The sequence below is a fragment of the Nocardia sp. NPDC003345 genome (assembly GCF_053589395.1).
In genome coordinates this window covers 1-16,556 of record NZ_JBSFRU010000121.1, presented here as the reverse complement: position 1 = coordinate 16,556, position 16,556 = coordinate 1, and the positions used below count along the sequence as shown (strand labels likewise).

The window sequence follows — 16,556 nt, the reverse complement described above, 5'->3', positions numbered from 1 at the left end:
CGGGCATCGCCCGCGCCCGGCTCGGGTGGCATTCGAGTAGCGCACGCACGGCCGCGCGCAGCCGCTCGGGGGTGCGACCCGCTCAGGCGATACCGCTGACCGGCTCCGGGTTGGTCTTGTCCCGCCAGGCGATGGCCTCCCGGACCTGGGTCAGGTCGTAATCCGGGCCGTTGACACCGACGGTGAACAGGGTCGACCCGGCCGACAGATAGGCCGGCGCGGCGTCGGCGCCGGGCCAGGCCACCGACCGTTCGATCTTCTTGGCATCGGTACCGACCCGGGCACAGTGCTCTTCGAGCACCTGGCTCTTGTGGGTGAACACATCGAGTTCGCCGAAGCTGTGCCAGATATCGGCGTACTCGGCCACCAGCCGCAGCGTCTTCTTCTCGCCGCCGCCGCCGATCAGGATCGGAATATCGCGGACCGGCTGCGGATTCAGTTTCGCCAGCCGGCCGGTGATCCGGGGCAGGTACTCCTTCAGCAGATTCAGCCGGCCGCCGGCGGTGCCGAAGTCGTAGCCGTACTCGTCGTAGTCGCGTTCGAACCAGCCCGACCCGATGCCCAGGATCAGCCGGCCGCCGCTGATCTGGTCGACCGTGCGGGCCATATCCGCCAACAGGTCGGGGTTGCGGTAACCGCCACCGGTCACCAGCGCGCCGATCTCCACCCGTTCGGTCTGCTCGGCGAAGGCCCCGAGCATGGTCCAGCATTCGAAGTGCGCGCCGTCGGGGTCGCCGTACAGCGGATAGAAATGATCCCAGTTGAACACGATGTCCACGCCCGCGTCCTCGGCCCGCAACACCGCGTCGCGGATGAGTCCGTAATCGGGGGCGTGCTGGGGCTGGAGTTGGATTCCGATCCGAACCGGTCGGCTCATCTGCTTTGACTCCTCGTCGTCGGGTTGTCTCCCGGAACCGAGGCTACCGGTGCGGGCACCGTACGGCCGGGTGCCGACGGCGGCGGCACCGAACGCCGGGGCGGCGCCGGGCCCGGGTCACGGAATTCCGGTCGTACATGGATTCGGTAACAGATGAATACACCCCGTTTCCGCGACATTTCCGTCGGTAGCATTTCGGGCGGCGCGTCTCGTTCCCACGACCTGCCGCAGGTCGGCGAACACGCACAGAAGGAGGCCTCCCGCTTATGCCTATGTGCCCGACTCGCGACAACGTGAACATCTTCTACAAGGACTGGGGAAGCGGCCGCCCGGTCGTATTCATCCACGGCTGGCCGCTGAACGCGGACGCCTGGGAAGATCAGATGAAGTTCGTCGCCGACCACGGGTACCGGGGCATCGCGCACGACCGCCGCGGCCACGGGCGCTCGGATCAGCCCTGGGAAGGTTACGACTTCGACACCTTCGCCGACGACCTGAACGACCTGCTCACCGCCCTCGACCTCCGCGACGTGACGCTGGTGGCGCACAGCATGGGCGGCGGTGAACTCGCCCGCTACATCGGCCGGCACGGCACCGGACGGGTGCAGTCGGCGGTGCTGCTGTCGGCCATCCCGCCGCTGATGATCCAGAACGAGAACAATCCGGAAGGCGTGCCGGAGAAAGTATTCGACGATATAAAATCCGGCATACTCACCGAACGTTCGCAATTCTGGAAGGACACTTCCGAAGGATTCTTCAGCGCGAACCGATCGGGCACCAAGGCCACCCAGGGAAACCGTGACGCGTTCTGGTTCATGGCCATGCAGGAGAGCATCGAGGCCGGCGTGAAATGCGTCGATGCCTTCGCCTACACCGATTTCACCGACGACCTGAAGAAGTTCGATATCCCCACCCTGGTGGTGCACGGCGACGACGATCAGGTGGTTCCCATCGACGCCACCGGCCGCAAGTCCGCCGAACAGATCGCCGACGCCACCCTGAAGGTCTACGAGGGTGGCTCCCACGGTATCGCCCTGGTCCCCGGTGACAAGGACCGCTTCAACGCCGACCTGCTGGAATTCCTCGACCGCTGAGCGCGGTTGCGCCGCTTACGCGGCGCACGGGTGATACCGCCGGCCCGCGCTCCGGATCAGGTGCGCGGGCCGTGACCACGTGCCCGCTCAGCCGAGCTTCGCGAAGAAGTTCCGGATATCAGCGACGAGCACTTCGGGCACCTCGTGCGCCGCGTAGTGACCCGCCGCGTCGTTGGCGCCGCCCCGGCCCGAGCCGACGTCGTAGGAGTTCCAGCTGACGATATTGCCGTGATCGCGCTCGGCGAACCGGCGGATGGACTGGAAATCGCCCTTGAACATCGCCAGCGCGGTCGGCGTGGTGGTCGGGCCGGTCTGCCGCTGCTCGGCGTGCGCGTCTTCGTAGTAGAACCGGATGGACGAACCGGCGGTGCCGGTGAGCCAGTACAACGCCACATTGCCGATCACGAAGTCCTCGTCCAGATTCTCGCCGAACAACTGCGCGTTCCAGCCGAGCAGCCCGATCGGGGAATCGCTGAGCGCGAAGGCGAGGGTCTGCGGCTGCTGACTGTGCAGGGCGTTGAACGCCATCTTGTTCTCGTGGAACCACTGCAGATGCGCCAGCGCCGCCTGATCCGCCTCGGACAGTCCCTCGAACTCCGACGGGTCTCCCGACGGGAACGAGAACAGCTGGGTCACATGGACTCCCACCACACGGTCGGAATCGATCCGGCCGATCTCGGGCGAGATCATCGAACCGCCGTCGTTGCCGATGGCGCCGTAGCGCGCGTAGCCCAGCCGGCCCATCAGCTCCACCCACGCCGCGGCGGTGCGATCGCGACCCCATCCGGTGCTGCGGGTCGGTCCGGAGAAGCCGAACCCCGGCAGCGAGGGAATGACGACGTGGAAGGCGGGATCGTCCGCCGACTCCGGTTCGGTGAGCGGTGCGATCACGTCGAGATGTTCCAGGATCGAGCCGGGCCAGCCGTGGGTGAGGATCACCGGGAGGGCGTCCGCCCGCGAGGACTCGATATGCAGGAAGTGGATGTCCTCGCCGTCGATTTCGGTGACGAACTGCGGATAGGCGTTCAGCCTCGCCTCCAGCGCCCGCCAGTCGAACCGCTCCAGCCAGTATTCGGCCAGTCCGCGCACCCGGTCGTTCGGAACGCCGTACGAGTCGGCGACACCGCTCAGCTCGTTCGGCCAGATCGCGCGGCGCAGCCGGTCGGCCAGATCGTCCAACCGGGTCTGGGGGACGTCGATGCGGAAGGGGCGGATGTCGCTCACAATGAACTCCTTTTGGAACGGAATGGTTCGTTCTGATTGAAGCTTAACAGAACGGATCATTCCGTTTCAACTGGTAGTGTCGAGCCATGCCGAAGTCATCCGATCGCCCGGAACCCAAGGGCCTGCCCGGCCGGAAGGCGCAGGCCGCCCAGAACGACGGGATCATCCTGGAAGCCGCCCGCGCGGTGTTCCTCGCCGACGCCACCGCGCCGATCGCCGCCGTCGCGGAACGCGCCGGAGTCGGCATCAGCGCGCTGTACCGTCGCTACCCGAGCAAGGAGGTGCTGTTGCGCACCCTCTGCCACGAGGGGTTACAGCGCTACAACGCGGAAGCCGACGCGGCATTGGAAGCAACGGACGGCTGGGAGGGACTGATCGGCTTCCTGCGGCGCGTCGTCGACACCGATGTGCACTCGCTGACCGTGCATCTGGCCGGCACCTTCACCCCCGACGAGTCGATCCGCCCCGAGGTCGCCCATTCGAGCGAGGTCACCGCGGAACTGGTGCGGCGCGCACACGCCGGCGGCCGCCTACGCCCCGACGTCAACGTTCACGACATCGGCCTCGTCCTCGAATCGTGCGCGGCGATCACCCTGCCGGATCCGGAACGAACCACGCAGCTGCGCCGGCGAATCCTCGCACTCCTGGTGGCCGGACTGTCCGCCGACGGCGACCTCCCCGGCCCACCCCCGGCCCCCGACGAATTCGCCTGGCGCTGGCGGCGGCAGTGATCCGCGATCGCGATAACCACCGCGCCGAGACCTGCGGCAACGAGGCTTGTATTCAGGACCAGGCGTGGAGAAGCTCTTCCGGTGCGAGTACTCGCACCCCCTCCACGGTCCCGCCCGCGCGAGCGACCGCCAGCATCGGGGTATCGGCATCCGCGCCCGGCACCTGCGAACGGTGGCCGATGAGAGCCGCCAGATCGCGATGATCGAACGGCTCCTTCTCCAGCCATTTCACCGAACCCACACAGGTGATTCTCTTGGCGATCGGGCCGCGATCGGCGGCGACGATATCGACCTCTGGATTGTTCGTCCGCGTCCAATAACCGCCGATCGTCCCTGTCCCCTCGGGCAGGTACCTATCCGCTGCCCGCCACAACGCTTCCCGGATCACCGGTTCTACTGCCCGGCGCCGCCAGGATGTCCAGCTCGCCCGGATCGATTCGAGTACCCGGTCGCCGCGCCCCCGTTCGATTGCGGGCATGCCGGGACCGAGAAAGTACAGCCAGAACCTCAGGTAAGGGTCCTCGATGCGATAGCGAGTGTCCCGGCTCGGCCGCAGTGACAGGGGCCGCTCGGCCGCAACCATGCGCCGCTCGGTGAGAAGACCGAGCGATCGGGTGAGCGAAGTAGGAGGCAGATCCCCGGCCGCGCGGCCGATGAGCCCGAAAGGGTGGATAGATTACGACGCCGGCAGCTCGCCCGAATGGGACCGAGCGCAGCTGCTTCGGCTCGCGAAACAGCTTGGCTACCGCGTGGTGTGGCCAAACGAGAGTTCTGTTCTGCCGGTATCCGAGCAGGCCCGGAATGCCGGGGTCGATGCGGTCATCCTGCCGTCGCCGGATCATCTCGGGCCGGTGGAACTGAACCGGGTGATGGATGTCGCCGATGTCGAAACCGTGCTGCCCCGGCTTTCTTTCGCCAGATGGCACTCTGCGGGGGCTTCGCGGTGATCACCTTCGGCTTGATCGTGGCGGCCGGTATTCCGCTCGGTGTTCTGTTCTGGGCAGTTTTCTGGCCCGAAAGCGGCAGAACCGACGCCGATCCCGGCTACCCGGGGGACCGGGCCGGGGCGGCTGCGGTCCCCGAACGGTCACCGCACCCCGCGCACGGCCTCCATCAGGGTGTCGAGGGAGGAGGCCCCGGAGAGGGCGCCTGGATGGACCGGGCGCAGGCGCTCCACCTCGCAAGGCATCTCCGCTATCGCGTGGTGTAGCCCGAAGAAGAGTCCGTTCTACCGGTATTCGAACAGGCCCGGAATGCCGGAGTCGATGCCGTCATTTTGTGAACCTGATGATCGACCAAGGCATCAGTCGCGAGCACATACTTCCCGGTGGGGCCTCATTGCGCGGGAGAGGGCCGGCCTGGAGCGATGTTTTCCTGGCCGGTGCCCTCCGGCACTTCGCTGGATGCAGGGAACCCGTTCGAGCTGGATTCGCCTGTCAACAGCGGATTACTGGTGAGCGCCGTGAGGCCGACCTCAGCGCGAGCGGTGTTGATGAACTCGTACTGCGCAGCGTAGAGCTCGGCGAATAGCGCGGGATCTACAGCATCCGCGGAGGTCGCAGACCGCGCAGCCGCGATCTGGCGAACGGCTGAGACAACTCTCGACGAAGCGAGTCTGCTCGCATCCGACTCACAAACGAGTCGCATCGACGCCATCGCAGCTTCCAGCCGCTCCTTGTACGGACGTCCTGCTCCGTCGAAGAAAGGCATCAGCTCAGGAACTCGAGGGTGCGGCCGCACCACAATATTCGCAGTTGGTTCGAGCGCAAATGCGACGTACTCGCGGTACGCGGATACGAACTCGGTGTAGGTCGCCAGTCGAATGTCTCGCCACTGCCGGGCATGTTCGCGCTGCCACTGCCGATCTTGATTGCGGATGGTGATCCAACCGCCGACGAGCACGCCTATGAGCGCCGCCGCTGCCGTTACCAACGTACTGATCACGTTCACGGACATCCTTCCCCTCCGACGACTACCGCGCCCCCTGCCTCCGCCCCGGACCCTCACGGGCGCAGCAGCCGCGGCCACAGGATGGAATGTAGACCGTCTGCGGCCGAATGCCCACTGCGGCAGCTGGTGTAGTCCGAGCCGTCAGCGCGGCGTCGTCGGATCGGTATCGCGGCCGGTCCACGAGGTCATGCCGACCGCCACGGCAGGAGCCGGCGAACCGCTTTTCGTCCCGAGGCGATGTGCGGGGGTTGCGACATCGAATAAGTCTCGGACCGGATACACCATCCGAACGCCACCCACCGGTCGTCGTCATCGGTGAGCACATACTCCTCGGCGCCCCCGAGAATGATCGCCTCGACCGCCTCGGCCGCATGGGAGGGCCTGTCCTCGAATTGGATCTCGTAGTCGCCGATGGCTCGGATACACCAGCCCGTTTCGATACGCACCGAGGCGTCGCCCATATCCACCAGGACGATATGTGGATTGGTTCCGCGCGCTTGGGCTTCCGTAGACAAGGAATCGCCTGAGAGCAGCAGGGTGCCGGGATACGAATACGTCTGGATGGTGTAACGCTCGGCGATGGCGTACACCTCCGAGCAAAACATCTCCCATTCCGTCCCACTCACCCCGGCCTCCCAGCCACTCGCAATCTCGCCCCGTCGGCGGGCAACGCGACACACGCGGTCATCAAGGCCGCCGGCACGCTACCCGTGACCGTCCCGATGTTCGTCGCGTACTTTGCCAGCCGCTCGGCCCCACGGTCGATGAAATATTCGGTATTTCATCAGGTTGGACGCGAAGAACACCGATCGGTTCCATAGCTCAGCGAATCACCGTTCCAAGTGCCTGCTGGACTGCTTCACCACCGGCTGAACCGATGCCGGACCGGCCAGTTCTGTCCCAGGGGGGCGAGCCGACCGAAAGCGCTATCTGAAGCCCGACGGTTCGGGGACCAGGCCGGTGCGGCACGGGTCCCCGGGCGGTCACCGCTCGCCGCGGACGGCCTCCATCAGGGTGTCGAGGGACGTGGCCGTCGGAAGATCGAGGGTCCGGGCGGCTACCAAGCGCGCGGCCTCGGGTGACAACCGATGCTCGACGTTGAGGTCGAACTTCTGAGTGAGTTCGGCGTCGGAGAGCGGGTTGGCGGGGCCGCCGCGGTTGTGGTCGATACGGGCTTCGTGCCAGGAGCCGTCGCGGGTGCGCACGCGCAGGACAGCCGGGAACTGGTGCGGGTAGATCTCATCGCAGCGGTCGTCGGCGTGGCTGGTGACCAAGCGGGCGAGTTCCAGGGTGCGTGGGTCCTTCGCCGCCTCGTCGGTGAAATCGGCGTGGCCCACCCCGAGCCCCGACCCGCCGAGGAGGGCCCGGGCCACGGTGAACGGGCCCGAGAAGGCGGCGTGGTAACCCGATTCGGGGGCGGCCTTCGCGGCCGGGGGTTCGGCGATGGTGCGTAGTACCGGTTTCGGCACTCCGACGTCGATCTCGGTGATGTCGGCAGGGTCGAGTCCACCAGCCCGCAGGGCACGGGCGGCGTCGATACCGGCGTGGGTGAAGTGGTTGCAGGGGTAGGGCTTGAAGAAGATGCCCGGGAGTTCCCAGTGCTCACCGAGGCGGTCGACGACCTTGTCCACATCGGCGCGGTCGCCGCAGAAGGCGTGCAGGAAACCGAACCGGCCCTCGATCACCGTGGGCGGGCCGGTGAGCCCGTGCTTGGCGAACTGCGCGGCGGTGACACCGGAGTGCGCGGCCCAGCCGCAGTGCGCGCGTTTGACGGTGCCGCCGGTGCGGTTGGCCTCGAGCAGCCCGGCGCCGAAACTGGCGGCGATACCCATCGCGTCGGCGATACCTTCGGGATCGAGGCCGTAGAGCATCGCCGCGGCAGCGGCCGAGCCGACCGCCCCGCAGATGGAGGTGGCGTGCTGGCCGCGTTCGAAGAATTCGGAATTGCCGAGTTCTTCGTCGTAGCCGCCCATACCGAGACGGACCGCGATCTCGATGCCCATGCCGGCGGCGTCCAGGACGGCGGGTCCGGACGCACCGGTCGCCTCTCCGACGGCCAGCGCGGCCGGGATCACCGACGCCGACGGGTGCAGCACCGACGGGAGGTGGGTGTCGTCGGAATCCATCGAATGCGCGAGGGTCCCGTTGACCAGGGCGGCGGTCGCGGCCGGGAAGCGTTCGCCGGTGCCGATTCCGGTGGCGGCGGGGGCTCCGGCCCATTCCCGCGCGACCGCGGTGACCGCGCGCGCGGACGGCTGGCCGTGGGCGGCGAGGGAGTTGCCGAGTACGTCGAGGACACGGCGCGCCACATCCTTGCGCAGGTCGGCGGACAATCCCTCGGCGCGGACCCGGCCGGCCAGCGCGGCGAGGCGGCCGACGACCGTGCCCTCCAGGTCGTGACGAGTGGTGGCGGCGGTCACGAGGCCACCACCGCGACGGGACGGACGGGCGATCCGGTGCCGCCGACGATGCGCAGCGGCGCCATGACGAAGGTGAATTCGGTGAGGCCGCGTTCGGAGGCGGCCTCCAGATTCAGGTGTTCGATGATGTGGATACCGTTCTCCACCAGCAGGACCCGGTGCACCGGCAGGACGCTGTGCCCCTTACCGGCCGGAATGTGTTCGAAGGCGGTGGTATCCGCGCCGGCCGCCACGATTCCCGCATCGGCCAGCCACTGCCCGGCGCTCACATCGGCGCCCGGAACCCCGTCCTGCTGGCCCAGATAGCGCTGGGCGTCGTCGAAGTGGCGGGCCCAGCCGGTGCGGATGAGCACCACGTCGCCGCGGCGCGGGGTCACCCCGGCGGCGTCGGCGGCAGCGCGCAGATCCTGTTCGGTGATCGCGGTACCGGCCTCGAGGACGTCGACGCCGCGCACCTTGGGCACATCCAGCAGCAGCCCGCGGCGCAGCATGAACGGAATGTTCTCGGCGCCGTGGGAGGAGTGCCGGCCGCCGCGCTGCGCCTCCTCGGCGTCGATATCGCCGTGCAGTTTGCCGCAGTGGCTGACATGGGACAGCGCGTCGACATGGGTGCCGACGTGACCACCGGTCACGATGATCTCGTTGGAGGCCGAACCGCCGTCGGGACGGACCATATCGCCGTGGCGGCGGATGAGGGTCATCCGGAAACCGGGATGGTTGGGCGAACAGGGCATCCCGGTGGTGTACGGATGCCCGAGCTCGACGGTGTCGAGGTCGCCGCCCATCACGGCGTTCAGCAACGCGTCGGGCGACACGGCGACGGATGTTTCGGTCATGCTCTCACTCCTCGTGCTGCGGTGGCCTGCGCCCGGTCCAGGACCACGCGGGCATTCGCGACGACGGCGGGATCGATGAACCTGCCGGATTCGTCGAGCACCGCGGATTCACCGGCCGCCAGTGCGGCGGCGGCGAGATCCACAATCCGCTGGGCGCGGTCCTGGTCTTCCGGTGACGGCGTATAGGCCTGATTGACGATGTCGATCTGATTCGGGTGGATGACGGAACGGCCGAAGAAACCCTGGGCGCGCCCGGCGCGCGAGGTGCGGGCCAGACCTTCCGGGTCGTCGACGGCGGTCCAGACGCTCTGCACCGGGGAAGCCAGCCCGGCGGCGCGGGCGGCGGTGACGAGCCAGCCGCGCGCCCATTCCAGACCACCGGCCTCGGTGCGCATATCGGCGGCCAGATCGGCCTCACCCAGCGCGATTCCGGTGACCCGCGGATGGCAGCGCGCGATCTGCGGCGCCGCGAGCAGCCCGGCGGCGGATTCGATGATGGCGTGGACGGCGCAGCCGAGCCGGTCCGCGGTCGCGGCGACCGCGGCGGGGTCGTCGGCCTTGGGCAAGCGGACCCCGGCCGGCCGGATTCCGCTCGCGGCCAGCGCCGCGGTCTCGTTGTCGAGCCATTCCGTACCGACGGCGTTGAGCCGCAGCCAGATCGGCTTCGCGGCCGGCGCCTGCCGGAGCGCGTCGAGCGCGTTGGCCAGCGCCCGGTCCTTGGCGCCCACGGGGACCGCGTCCTCGAGGTCGATCACCACGGCATCGGCGGCGCTGTCGATCGCCTTGCCGATCCGGTCGTCACGATGACCTGGGACATACAGCCAGCTGCGCGGGGTCACGGGGTGCTCACCGCCGGAATATCGGCCGTGGCGTCGGAGGTGCGATGACCCATGGCCCGCGATACCCGGCGCGCCGCCTCCACGAGCGCGGCCTCGTGCCGATCGCAGGCTTCGGCGGTCATGCGGTAGCTGGGTCCGCAGACCGAGACCGATCCGATCACCGAGCCGTCGGCGCCGAACACCGGCGCGGCCATGGAACCGGCGCCCTCCTGGCGTTCCCCGGTGGACCGGCACACACCGCGTTCGCGCGCTTCGCGCAGCGCCGCGCGCAACCGCGCGGGGTCGACGATGGTGGTGCCGGTCAACCGGGGCAGCGGACGGGACAGGAGGTCGTCCTGTTCCTCCTCGGACAGGTGCGCGGCGATGATGCGCCCCGACGAGCCGCTGTGTAGTTCGAACCGGCGACCCAGTTCGACGGTCATTTTTATCTCCTGCGTACTCTCGACCTGGTCGAGATAAACGCGACCGCCCGGTATGCGACCGGTGACGGTCGCCGTCTCACCCGTGGCGCGTTGCAGGTCCACCAGGGCCTCGCGGGCCGCTCGCCGCAGCGGGGATACGTCCAGGGCGCGCGCGCCCAGGGTCGCGGCCGCCGGACCGAGCAGATATCGCCTGGTCGAGGGCTCGTAGAGCAGGAGTCCGCAGTCGACGAAGGTCGTCAGGATGCGGTGTGCCACCGCCTTCGACATACCGGTCGAGCGGGCGATCTCGGAGACGCCGAGCGCGCTCGAGCGGCGGCCGAACTCGAGCAGCACATCGGCTGCCCGCGCGGCAGCTGTGGTGCCTCCACTGGAGGACTCCATCGTGGCTCCGTTCTGGCGGGGTCATTTCGTTGTCCGGTCAACAACAGCACGGGCGGTCGCCCCGGCGCGACCCGCCGGTTGACGCTCAACAACTGAACAAGTTGTACCGCTTAGCGAAACAATTGTCCAGGCACCTTAGCGGGCTTGATTCGAGTTTCTGCGGCGTTAATCGTTTCTACAGGCACTTGTGCCCAGATTGTCAAACGTGCATAGTGCAGGGGACCACATTCTTGCGTTCCGCTGGACGGAACACGATAGGAGGAAGCGTGGACGGTCCGGATTTCGATCTCGTCATCGCCGGCGCCGGCGGCGGGCTCGTCGCCGCGCTGCGCGCCGCCGAACTCGGCGCGAGCGTGCTCGTGATCGATGCCGACGAGCATTTCCAGCGCGGTAACAACACCTCGATGTGCACCGCGATGATCCCGGCCGCCGGAACTCGCTGGCAGCAGGCCGCCGGGGTATCGGACGATCCGGAACGCTTCCTCGCCGATATCGAGCGCAAAACCGGCGGCACCGCCGATCGGCGCGTCGCCCGCGCCCTGGCCGAGTCGAGCGCGGCCCTGGTCACCTGGCTCGCCGACGCCCAGGAACTCGAGCTGGAACTGGTCACCGATTTCCGCTACCCCGGGCACAGCGCCGACCGCTGCCACACCATCCCAGGCCGGCACGGCTCCAAACTGCTGCGCCACCTCGTGGACCGGGTCCGGGCGCATCCGAATATCGAACTCATCGCCCCGATGAGCCTGCGCGCTGTGCACACCACCGACGGCCGGATCTCCGGGGTGGAGATCGCGACCCCCGACGGAAACGCCGAACAGCTCACCACGCGCGCCGTCCTGCTCGCGACCAACGGCTTCGGCGCCGATACCGATCTCGTCCGCGAATGGATGCCGGAGATCGCCGGCGCGCACTATCACGGCGGTCGGTACAGCCGCGGCGACGCCCTGCGCATCGGCCGTGACCTGGGCGCGGACACCGGCTATCTCGACGCCTACCAGGGGCACGCGGCGCTGTCCGCGCGCAGCCAGACGCTGATCGGCTGGGCCACCGTCGTGCACGGCGGCGTGATCGTCGACGGCACCGGCCGCCGCTTCGCCCCCGAGACCACCGGCTACTCCGAATTCGCGGCCATCCTCGCCGCCCGCCCCGGCGGCACCGGCTGGATCGTGATCGACGAGCACATCGAACAGCTGTGCTCGGTATTCGACGATTTCCGCGCGGTCGCCGAGAGCGGTTCGCTGATCCGCGCCGCGACCGCACGCGGGCTGGCCGAACTCATCGGCGTCCAGCCCGACGCGCTCGAGGACGAACTCGCCGCCGCCCGTCGCGCGGGCGAGGGTTCGGAACCCGACCGCCAGGGCCGCACCGACGAACGCCATCCGCTGTCGGAGCCGTATATCGCGATCGCGATCACCCCGGCCCTGTTCCACACCCAGGGCGGGCTCGTCGTCGACGAACACGCCCGCGTTCTCGCCGCCGGAGCGCCCATTCCGGGGCTCTACGCATCGGGCGGCGCGGCCATCGGTATCTCCGGTCACGGGGCCGGCGGTTACCTCGCCGGCAACGGCCTCGTCACCGCGCTCGGCCTGGCATTCCTCGCCGCCGAACACGTGATGAGTCCCGTCCCCGCCTGACCAGCACATCTATCCAGTTATTCGCCAGGAGAAGACAATGACCAGCTATCTGATCAAGAACGGCACCGTCGTCCGCACCGAGAACGCGGCCCCCGAAGAGGGCGAGACCGCCGATATCCTCATCGTGGACGGCAAGATCGCGGCCATCGGCCCCGATCTGAGCGCCGACGACGCCGAGATCGTCGACGCGACCGGCAAGCTGGTCTTCCCCGGCGTGGTCGACGCGCATCAGCACTGGGGTATCTACAACCCGCTGGCCGAGGACACGCAGACCGAATCCCGCGCCAGCGCCCAGGGCGGCGTGACCACCGCGCTCACCTATATGCGTACCGGGCAGTACTACCTGAACAAGGGCGGCCCGTACGCCGATTTCTTCCCCGAGGTGCTGGACGCCTCGGCGGGCCGCAGCTACATCGACTACGCGTTCCATCTCGCGCCGATGTCGAAGGAACATATCGGCGAGATCCCCGCGCTGGCCGCCGATCAGGGCGTGACCTCGTTCAAGATCTTCATGTTCTACGGCAGCCACGGGCTGCACGGCCGCTCCACCTCGCAGAGCGATTTCCTGATGATCCCGGAGGACGAGCGCTACGACATCGCGCATTTCGAATTCGTCATGCGCGGCGTCCAGAAGGCCCGGGAGCAATTCCCCGAACTGGCCGAGCACATCTCGCTGTCGCTGCACTGTGAGACCGCCGAGATCATGAGCGCCTACACCAAGATCGTCGAGCAGGAGGGCAAGCTCAGCGGCCTCGCCGCCTACAGCGCGTCGCGCCCGCAGCATTCCGAGGGCCTGGCCGTCACCATCGCCTCCTTCCTCGCAGACGAGACCGGCCTGCCGAATATCAACCTGCTGCACCTGAGTTCGGCCAAGGCGCTGAAGGCCGCCATGAAGATGGCCGAGGCGTTCCCGCATGTGAACTTCCGCCGCGAGGTCACCATCGGCCATCTGCTCACCGATATCGACAACGCGAACGGGCTGGGCGCCAAGGTGAATCCGCCCATCCGCCCGCGCGAGGACGTCGAGGCGCTGTGGGAGCACCTGCTCGCCGGCAATATCGACTGGGTCGTCTCCGACCACGCCTGCTGCAAGGACGAGGTGAAGTTCGGCGAGGACCGCGACGATGTGTTCGCCGCGAAGTCCGGGTTCGGCGGCACCGAATACCTGCTGTCCGGACTGGTCACCGAGGGCCGCAAGCGCGGACTGTCGCTGCGCCGGATCGGGCAGCTCATCGCGACCAACCCGGCCGACCGCTACGGCCTGCCCGGTAAGGGCCGGCTGGCCGAGGGCGTCGACGCCGATATCGCGATCGTCGACCCCGACCGCACCTGGACCGTGCGGGCCGCCGATTCCGAATCCACCCAGGAATACACGCCGTTCGAAGGCTTCGAGCTGACCGCCGCGGTCACCGACACCTTCGTGCGCGGCAACCGGGTGCTGGCCGACGGGGTCGTCACCGGCGAGCCCACCGGCCGCTACATCTCGCGTCCGTACTGAGGAGTGCGCAGTTGAACGACGAGTCGCAGCCCACCGGGCCACTCCGGGGAATCAAGGTCCTCGACGCCTCCACCATCCTGGCCGGTCCGCTCACCGCGCAGATCCTGGGTGATTTCGGCGCCGAGGTCATCAAGATCGAGCATCCGCAGAAACCGGACGGGATGCGCGGGCACGGTCTCGAGAAGGACGGTGTCCCGCTGTGGTGGAAGATGGTCAGCCGGAACAAGCAGACCCTCACGCTGAACCTGGGCACACCCGACGGTCAGGCGATCTTCCGTGATCTCGCCGCCGAGGCCGATGTGATCGTGGAGAACTTCCGGCCGGGCACCTTCGAACGCTGGGGCCTGTCCTACGCCGAACTCGCCGAACGCAATCCGGGGCTGATCATGCTGCGGGTCACCGGTTTCGGCCAGCACGGTCCGTACTCGAAACGGCCCGCGTTCGGCACCCTGGTGGAATCGATGAGCGGATTCGCCCATCTCACCGGCCAGCCCGACGGACCGCCCACCCTGCCCGCCTTCGGACTCGCCGATTCCATCGCCGGTGTCGCCGGCTCGTCGGCGATCTCGATGGCGCTGTTCGAGCGGGAACGCAACGGCGGCACGGGCCAGGAGGTCGACCTCGATCTGCTCACCCCGATCATGACCGCTGTCGGCCCCGGAGTGATCTACGCCGACCAGCTCGGCATCGACCAGCAGCGGACGGGCAACCGTTCGCAGAACAACGCCCCGCGCAATCTGTACCGCACCAAGGACGAGCACTGGCTCGCGATCTCCACCAGCGCCCAGGCCATCGCCGAACGCGTGATGCAGATCGTCGGGCATCCCGAGGTGATCGACGAGGACTGGTTCGCCAGCGGCCGCACCCGCGCCGAGCACGCCGACCTCCTCGACGAGTACGTGGGCGGGTGGATCGCCGAACGCACCCGCGACGAGGTGACCGGCGTTTTCGAAGAAGCCGGCGCCGCCGTGGCGCCGGTCTACAAGCCGAGCGATCTGCTCACCGACCCGCAGGTCGTCGCCACCGACATGGTCACCACTGTCGACGACGACGACCTCGGCCCCATGCGCATGCAGAACGTCATGTGGCGCATGACCCGATCCCCCGGTGCGATCCGTCACACCGGTAGACCCGCCGGTGCCGATACCGACAAGGTCCTCACCGGCCTCGGGCGCAGCCCCGAGGACATCGACGACCTGCGGGCCCGCGGGGTCATCTGACCCCGCGATCTGTTTCATCCGAGGAGTACCCTATGAAATCGCGTTGGTGGACAATCGCCATCATTCTGGGCCTGGTGGTGGTGAATTATGTCGATCGCAGTGCGATCTCGTTCGCGGCCACCGATCTGAAGGCCGAATTCGGGATCACTCCCGGGCAATACGGCATCATCAGCTCCGCGTTCTCGATCGGCTATATGCTGTTCGCGCTGCTCTCGGGGCCGCTGGTCGACCGGTACGGTTCCCGCAAGGTGCTCATCGCCGGGATGTTCATCTGGGCCGCGGCCACCGCGCTGACCCCGTTCGCGGGCGGATTCATCGGCCTGATCCTGCTGCGTATCGTCCTCGGAGCCGGTGAGGCCCCGTGCTTCCCGGCCGCGACGCGCGTCGCCAGCCGCTGGCTACCCGTCCACGAACGCGGTAAGGCGCTCGCCCTCATCGGCGGTGTCGCGGTCTCGGGCAGCCTGCTCATCGGCGGTCCGATCCTCACCCAGCTGATCGCGCTGACCGGCTGGAAGGGCATGTTCTGGGTGCTGGCGGTCGCCGGGATCGCCTGGGTCGTACTGGCCTACCCGTTCCTGAAGAACTCCCCGAGCGAAGCGTCCTTCGTCACGAAGGAAGAACTGGACTACATCAAGGCCGGGCAGGCCGACGGTGAGGACAGCGGCCACGAATCGAAGGTCGACTGGGGCGAGATCCTGCGCAACCGCAACCTGTGGCTGGTGGGCCTGGGCTATTTCGCCTGGGGCTTCATGTTCTGGGCGTTCATGTACTGGCTGCCGCAGTACCTGGAACACGAATTCGGACTCTCCATCAAGGAGGTCGGCGGATTCTCGGTGGCGCCGTGGGCGGCCGGTGTGGTCGGCGCGCTGCTCGGCGGCATCCTGGTCGACCGGGTGTACAAGAAGACCCAGAGCATCCGCTCGCGGTTCGTCATCATCGGCGTGGCACTGCTGCTCGCGGGCGCCTCGATCATCCCGATCCTGTTCGTCCCCGGCAATCTCACGGTCGCGCTGATCTGCATCTCGGCCGGTGTCGGCTTCGGTTTCGTCACCGGCGGCATCTGGTGGGTGGCCTCGATCGACGCCGCGCCCACCCAGCCCGGTACCGCGGCCGGTTTCGCCGACGCCTGCTTCGCCCTCTCCGGCATCATCGCGCCGTCGGTGATGGGTTTCATCGTCGGCCGCACCGGCACCTATAACGGCGGGTTCATCGTCATGACGGTGCTGTGCCTGATCGGCGCGGCCGCCATGCTGCTCTTTACCAAGGAACCCGAGCGCGCCGCCCTGGCGACCGGTGAGCCGGAAGGTGAGCTCACACCGGCGAAATGATCCCGCCCGGTGCGTCGATCACGTACCGGCCGATACGGCCGCGCGACCGATGAGGGATCGCGCGGCCACCCGGCTCCGGCGTCGCTCCCGTAAACCCCTCCC

16 protein-coding genes are annotated in these 16,556 nt (G+C 67.8%); 7 read left to right on the top strand and 9 right to left on the bottom strand.

Features of this window, described 5'->3' with window-relative positions:
- Window positions 1–82: 82 nt before the first annotated feature.
- Complete coding sequence (locus tag ACWDU1_RS15675) at window positions 83–877, bottom strand: LLM class F420-dependent oxidoreductase (protein ID WP_449999082.1); 795 nt, start codon at window positions 875–877, stop codon at window positions 83–85.
- 266 nt (window positions 878–1,143) lie between these two features.
- Here ACWDU1_RS15675 and ACWDU1_RS15670 point away from each other — a divergent pair, with 266 nt between their 5' ends.
- Window positions 1,144–1,971, top strand: a complete 828-nt coding sequence (locus ACWDU1_RS15670; RefSeq protein ID WP_449999080.1) for an alpha/beta fold hydrolase — start codon at window positions 1,144–1,146, stop codon at window positions 1,969–1,971.
- A gap of 87 nt (window positions 1,972–2,058) precedes the next feature.
- Here ACWDU1_RS15670 and ACWDU1_RS15665 read toward each other — a convergent pair whose 3' ends face one another.
- Window positions 2,059–3,195: an epoxide hydrolase family protein gene (locus ACWDU1_RS15665; protein WP_449999078.1), complete on the bottom strand. Its 1,137-nt coding sequence runs from the start codon at window positions 3,193–3,195 to the stop codon at window positions 2,059–2,061.
- An 86-nt stretch (window positions 3,196–3,281) separates the two neighbouring features.
- Here ACWDU1_RS15665 and ACWDU1_RS15660 point away from each other — a divergent pair, with 86 nt between their 5' ends.
- Entirely contained in the window at window positions 3,282–3,926 is a 645-nt protein-coding gene (locus ACWDU1_RS15660; protein WP_449999077.1) for a TetR/AcrR family transcriptional regulator, read from the top strand.
- 52 nt (window positions 3,927–3,978) lie between these two features.
- Here ACWDU1_RS15660 and ACWDU1_RS15655 read toward each other — a convergent pair whose 3' ends face one another.
- A complete protein-coding gene (locus ACWDU1_RS15655) occupies window positions 3,979–4,509 on the bottom strand; it encodes a DUF234 domain-containing protein (protein WP_449999075.1) in 531 nt (176 codons plus the stop codon).
- Window positions 4,510–4,579: 70 nt separating this feature from the next.
- Between ACWDU1_RS15655 and ACWDU1_RS15650 the strand changes: the two genes are divergently transcribed.
- Window positions 4,580–4,873, top strand: coding sequence for a hypothetical protein (locus tag ACWDU1_RS15650; protein WP_449999073.1), 294 nt, complete (start codon window positions 4,580–4,582; stop codon window positions 4,871–4,873).
- A gap of 388 nt (window positions 4,874–5,261) precedes the next feature.
- Here the strand turns inward: ACWDU1_RS15650 and ACWDU1_RS15645 are convergent, their stop codons facing one another.
- The 6 genes from ACWDU1_RS15645 to ACWDU1_RS15620 form a co-directional block, all read right to left on the bottom strand.
- Window positions 5,262–5,876 carry a hypothetical protein gene (locus ACWDU1_RS15645; RefSeq protein ID WP_449999071.1) on the bottom strand — a complete coding sequence of 205 codons (615 nt, stop codon included), beginning with the start codon at window positions 5,874–5,876 and terminating at the stop codon, window positions 5,262–5,264.
- Between the two features lie 185 nt (window positions 5,877–6,061).
- Window positions 6,062–6,466 carry a hypothetical protein gene (locus ACWDU1_RS15640; RefSeq protein ID WP_449999069.1) on the bottom strand — a complete coding sequence of 135 codons (405 nt, stop codon included), beginning with the start codon at window positions 6,464–6,466 and terminating at the stop codon, window positions 6,062–6,064.
- Between the two features lie 393 nt (window positions 6,467–6,859).
- Window positions 6,860–8,296: an MmgE/PrpD family protein gene (locus tag ACWDU1_RS15635; RefSeq protein WP_449999068.1), complete on the bottom strand. Its 1,437-nt coding sequence runs from the start codon at window positions 8,294–8,296 to the stop codon at window positions 6,860–6,862.
- Window positions 8,293–9,132 carry a cyclase family protein gene (locus tag ACWDU1_RS15630; protein ID WP_449999066.1) on the bottom strand — a complete coding sequence of 280 codons (840 nt, stop codon included), beginning with the start codon at window positions 9,130–9,132 and terminating at the stop codon, window positions 8,293–8,295. Before ACWDU1_RS15630 ends, ACWDU1_RS15635 begins: the two co-directional genes overlap by 4 nt.
- Window positions 9,129–9,971, bottom strand: coding sequence for an HpcH/HpaI aldolase/citrate lyase family protein (locus tag ACWDU1_RS15625; RefSeq protein ID WP_449999064.1), 843 nt, complete (start codon window positions 9,969–9,971; stop codon window positions 9,129–9,131). The genes ACWDU1_RS15630 and ACWDU1_RS15625 overlap by 4 nt, the downstream gene beginning before the upstream one ends.
- Window positions 9,968–10,774: an IclR family transcriptional regulator gene (locus ACWDU1_RS15620; RefSeq protein WP_449999062.1), complete on the bottom strand. Its 807-nt coding sequence runs from the start codon at window positions 10,772–10,774 to the stop codon at window positions 9,968–9,970. Before ACWDU1_RS15620 ends, ACWDU1_RS15625 begins: the two co-directional genes overlap by 4 nt.
- 266 nt (window positions 10,775–11,040) lie before the next feature.
- Here ACWDU1_RS15620 and ACWDU1_RS15615 point away from each other — a divergent pair, with 266 nt between their 5' ends.
- The 4 genes from ACWDU1_RS15615 to ACWDU1_RS15600 are packed head-to-tail and all read left to right on the top strand — an operon-like array spanning window position 11,041 to window position 16,454.
- Complete coding sequence (locus ACWDU1_RS15615; RefSeq protein ID WP_449999060.1) at window positions 11,041–12,408, top strand: FAD-dependent oxidoreductase; 1,368 nt, start codon at window positions 11,041–11,043, stop codon at window positions 12,406–12,408.
- 37 nt (window positions 12,409–12,445) lie between these two features.
- Window positions 12,446–13,906 carry a dihydroorotase gene (locus ACWDU1_RS15610; protein WP_449999058.1) on the top strand — a complete coding sequence of 487 codons (1,461 nt, stop codon included), beginning with the start codon at window positions 12,446–12,448 and terminating at the stop codon, window positions 13,904–13,906.
- Between the two features lie 11 nt (window positions 13,907–13,917).
- On the top strand, window positions 13,918–15,126 hold the full coding sequence (locus tag ACWDU1_RS15605; protein ID WP_449999056.1) for a CaiB/BaiF CoA transferase family protein: 1,209 nt from the start codon (window positions 13,918–13,920) through the stop codon (window positions 15,124–15,126).
- Window positions 15,127–15,158: 32 nt separating this feature from the next.
- Entirely contained in the window at window positions 15,159–16,454 is a 1,296-nt protein-coding gene (locus ACWDU1_RS15600; protein ID WP_449999054.1) for an MFS transporter, read from the top strand.
- Window positions 16,455–16,556 lie beyond the last annotated feature (102 nt).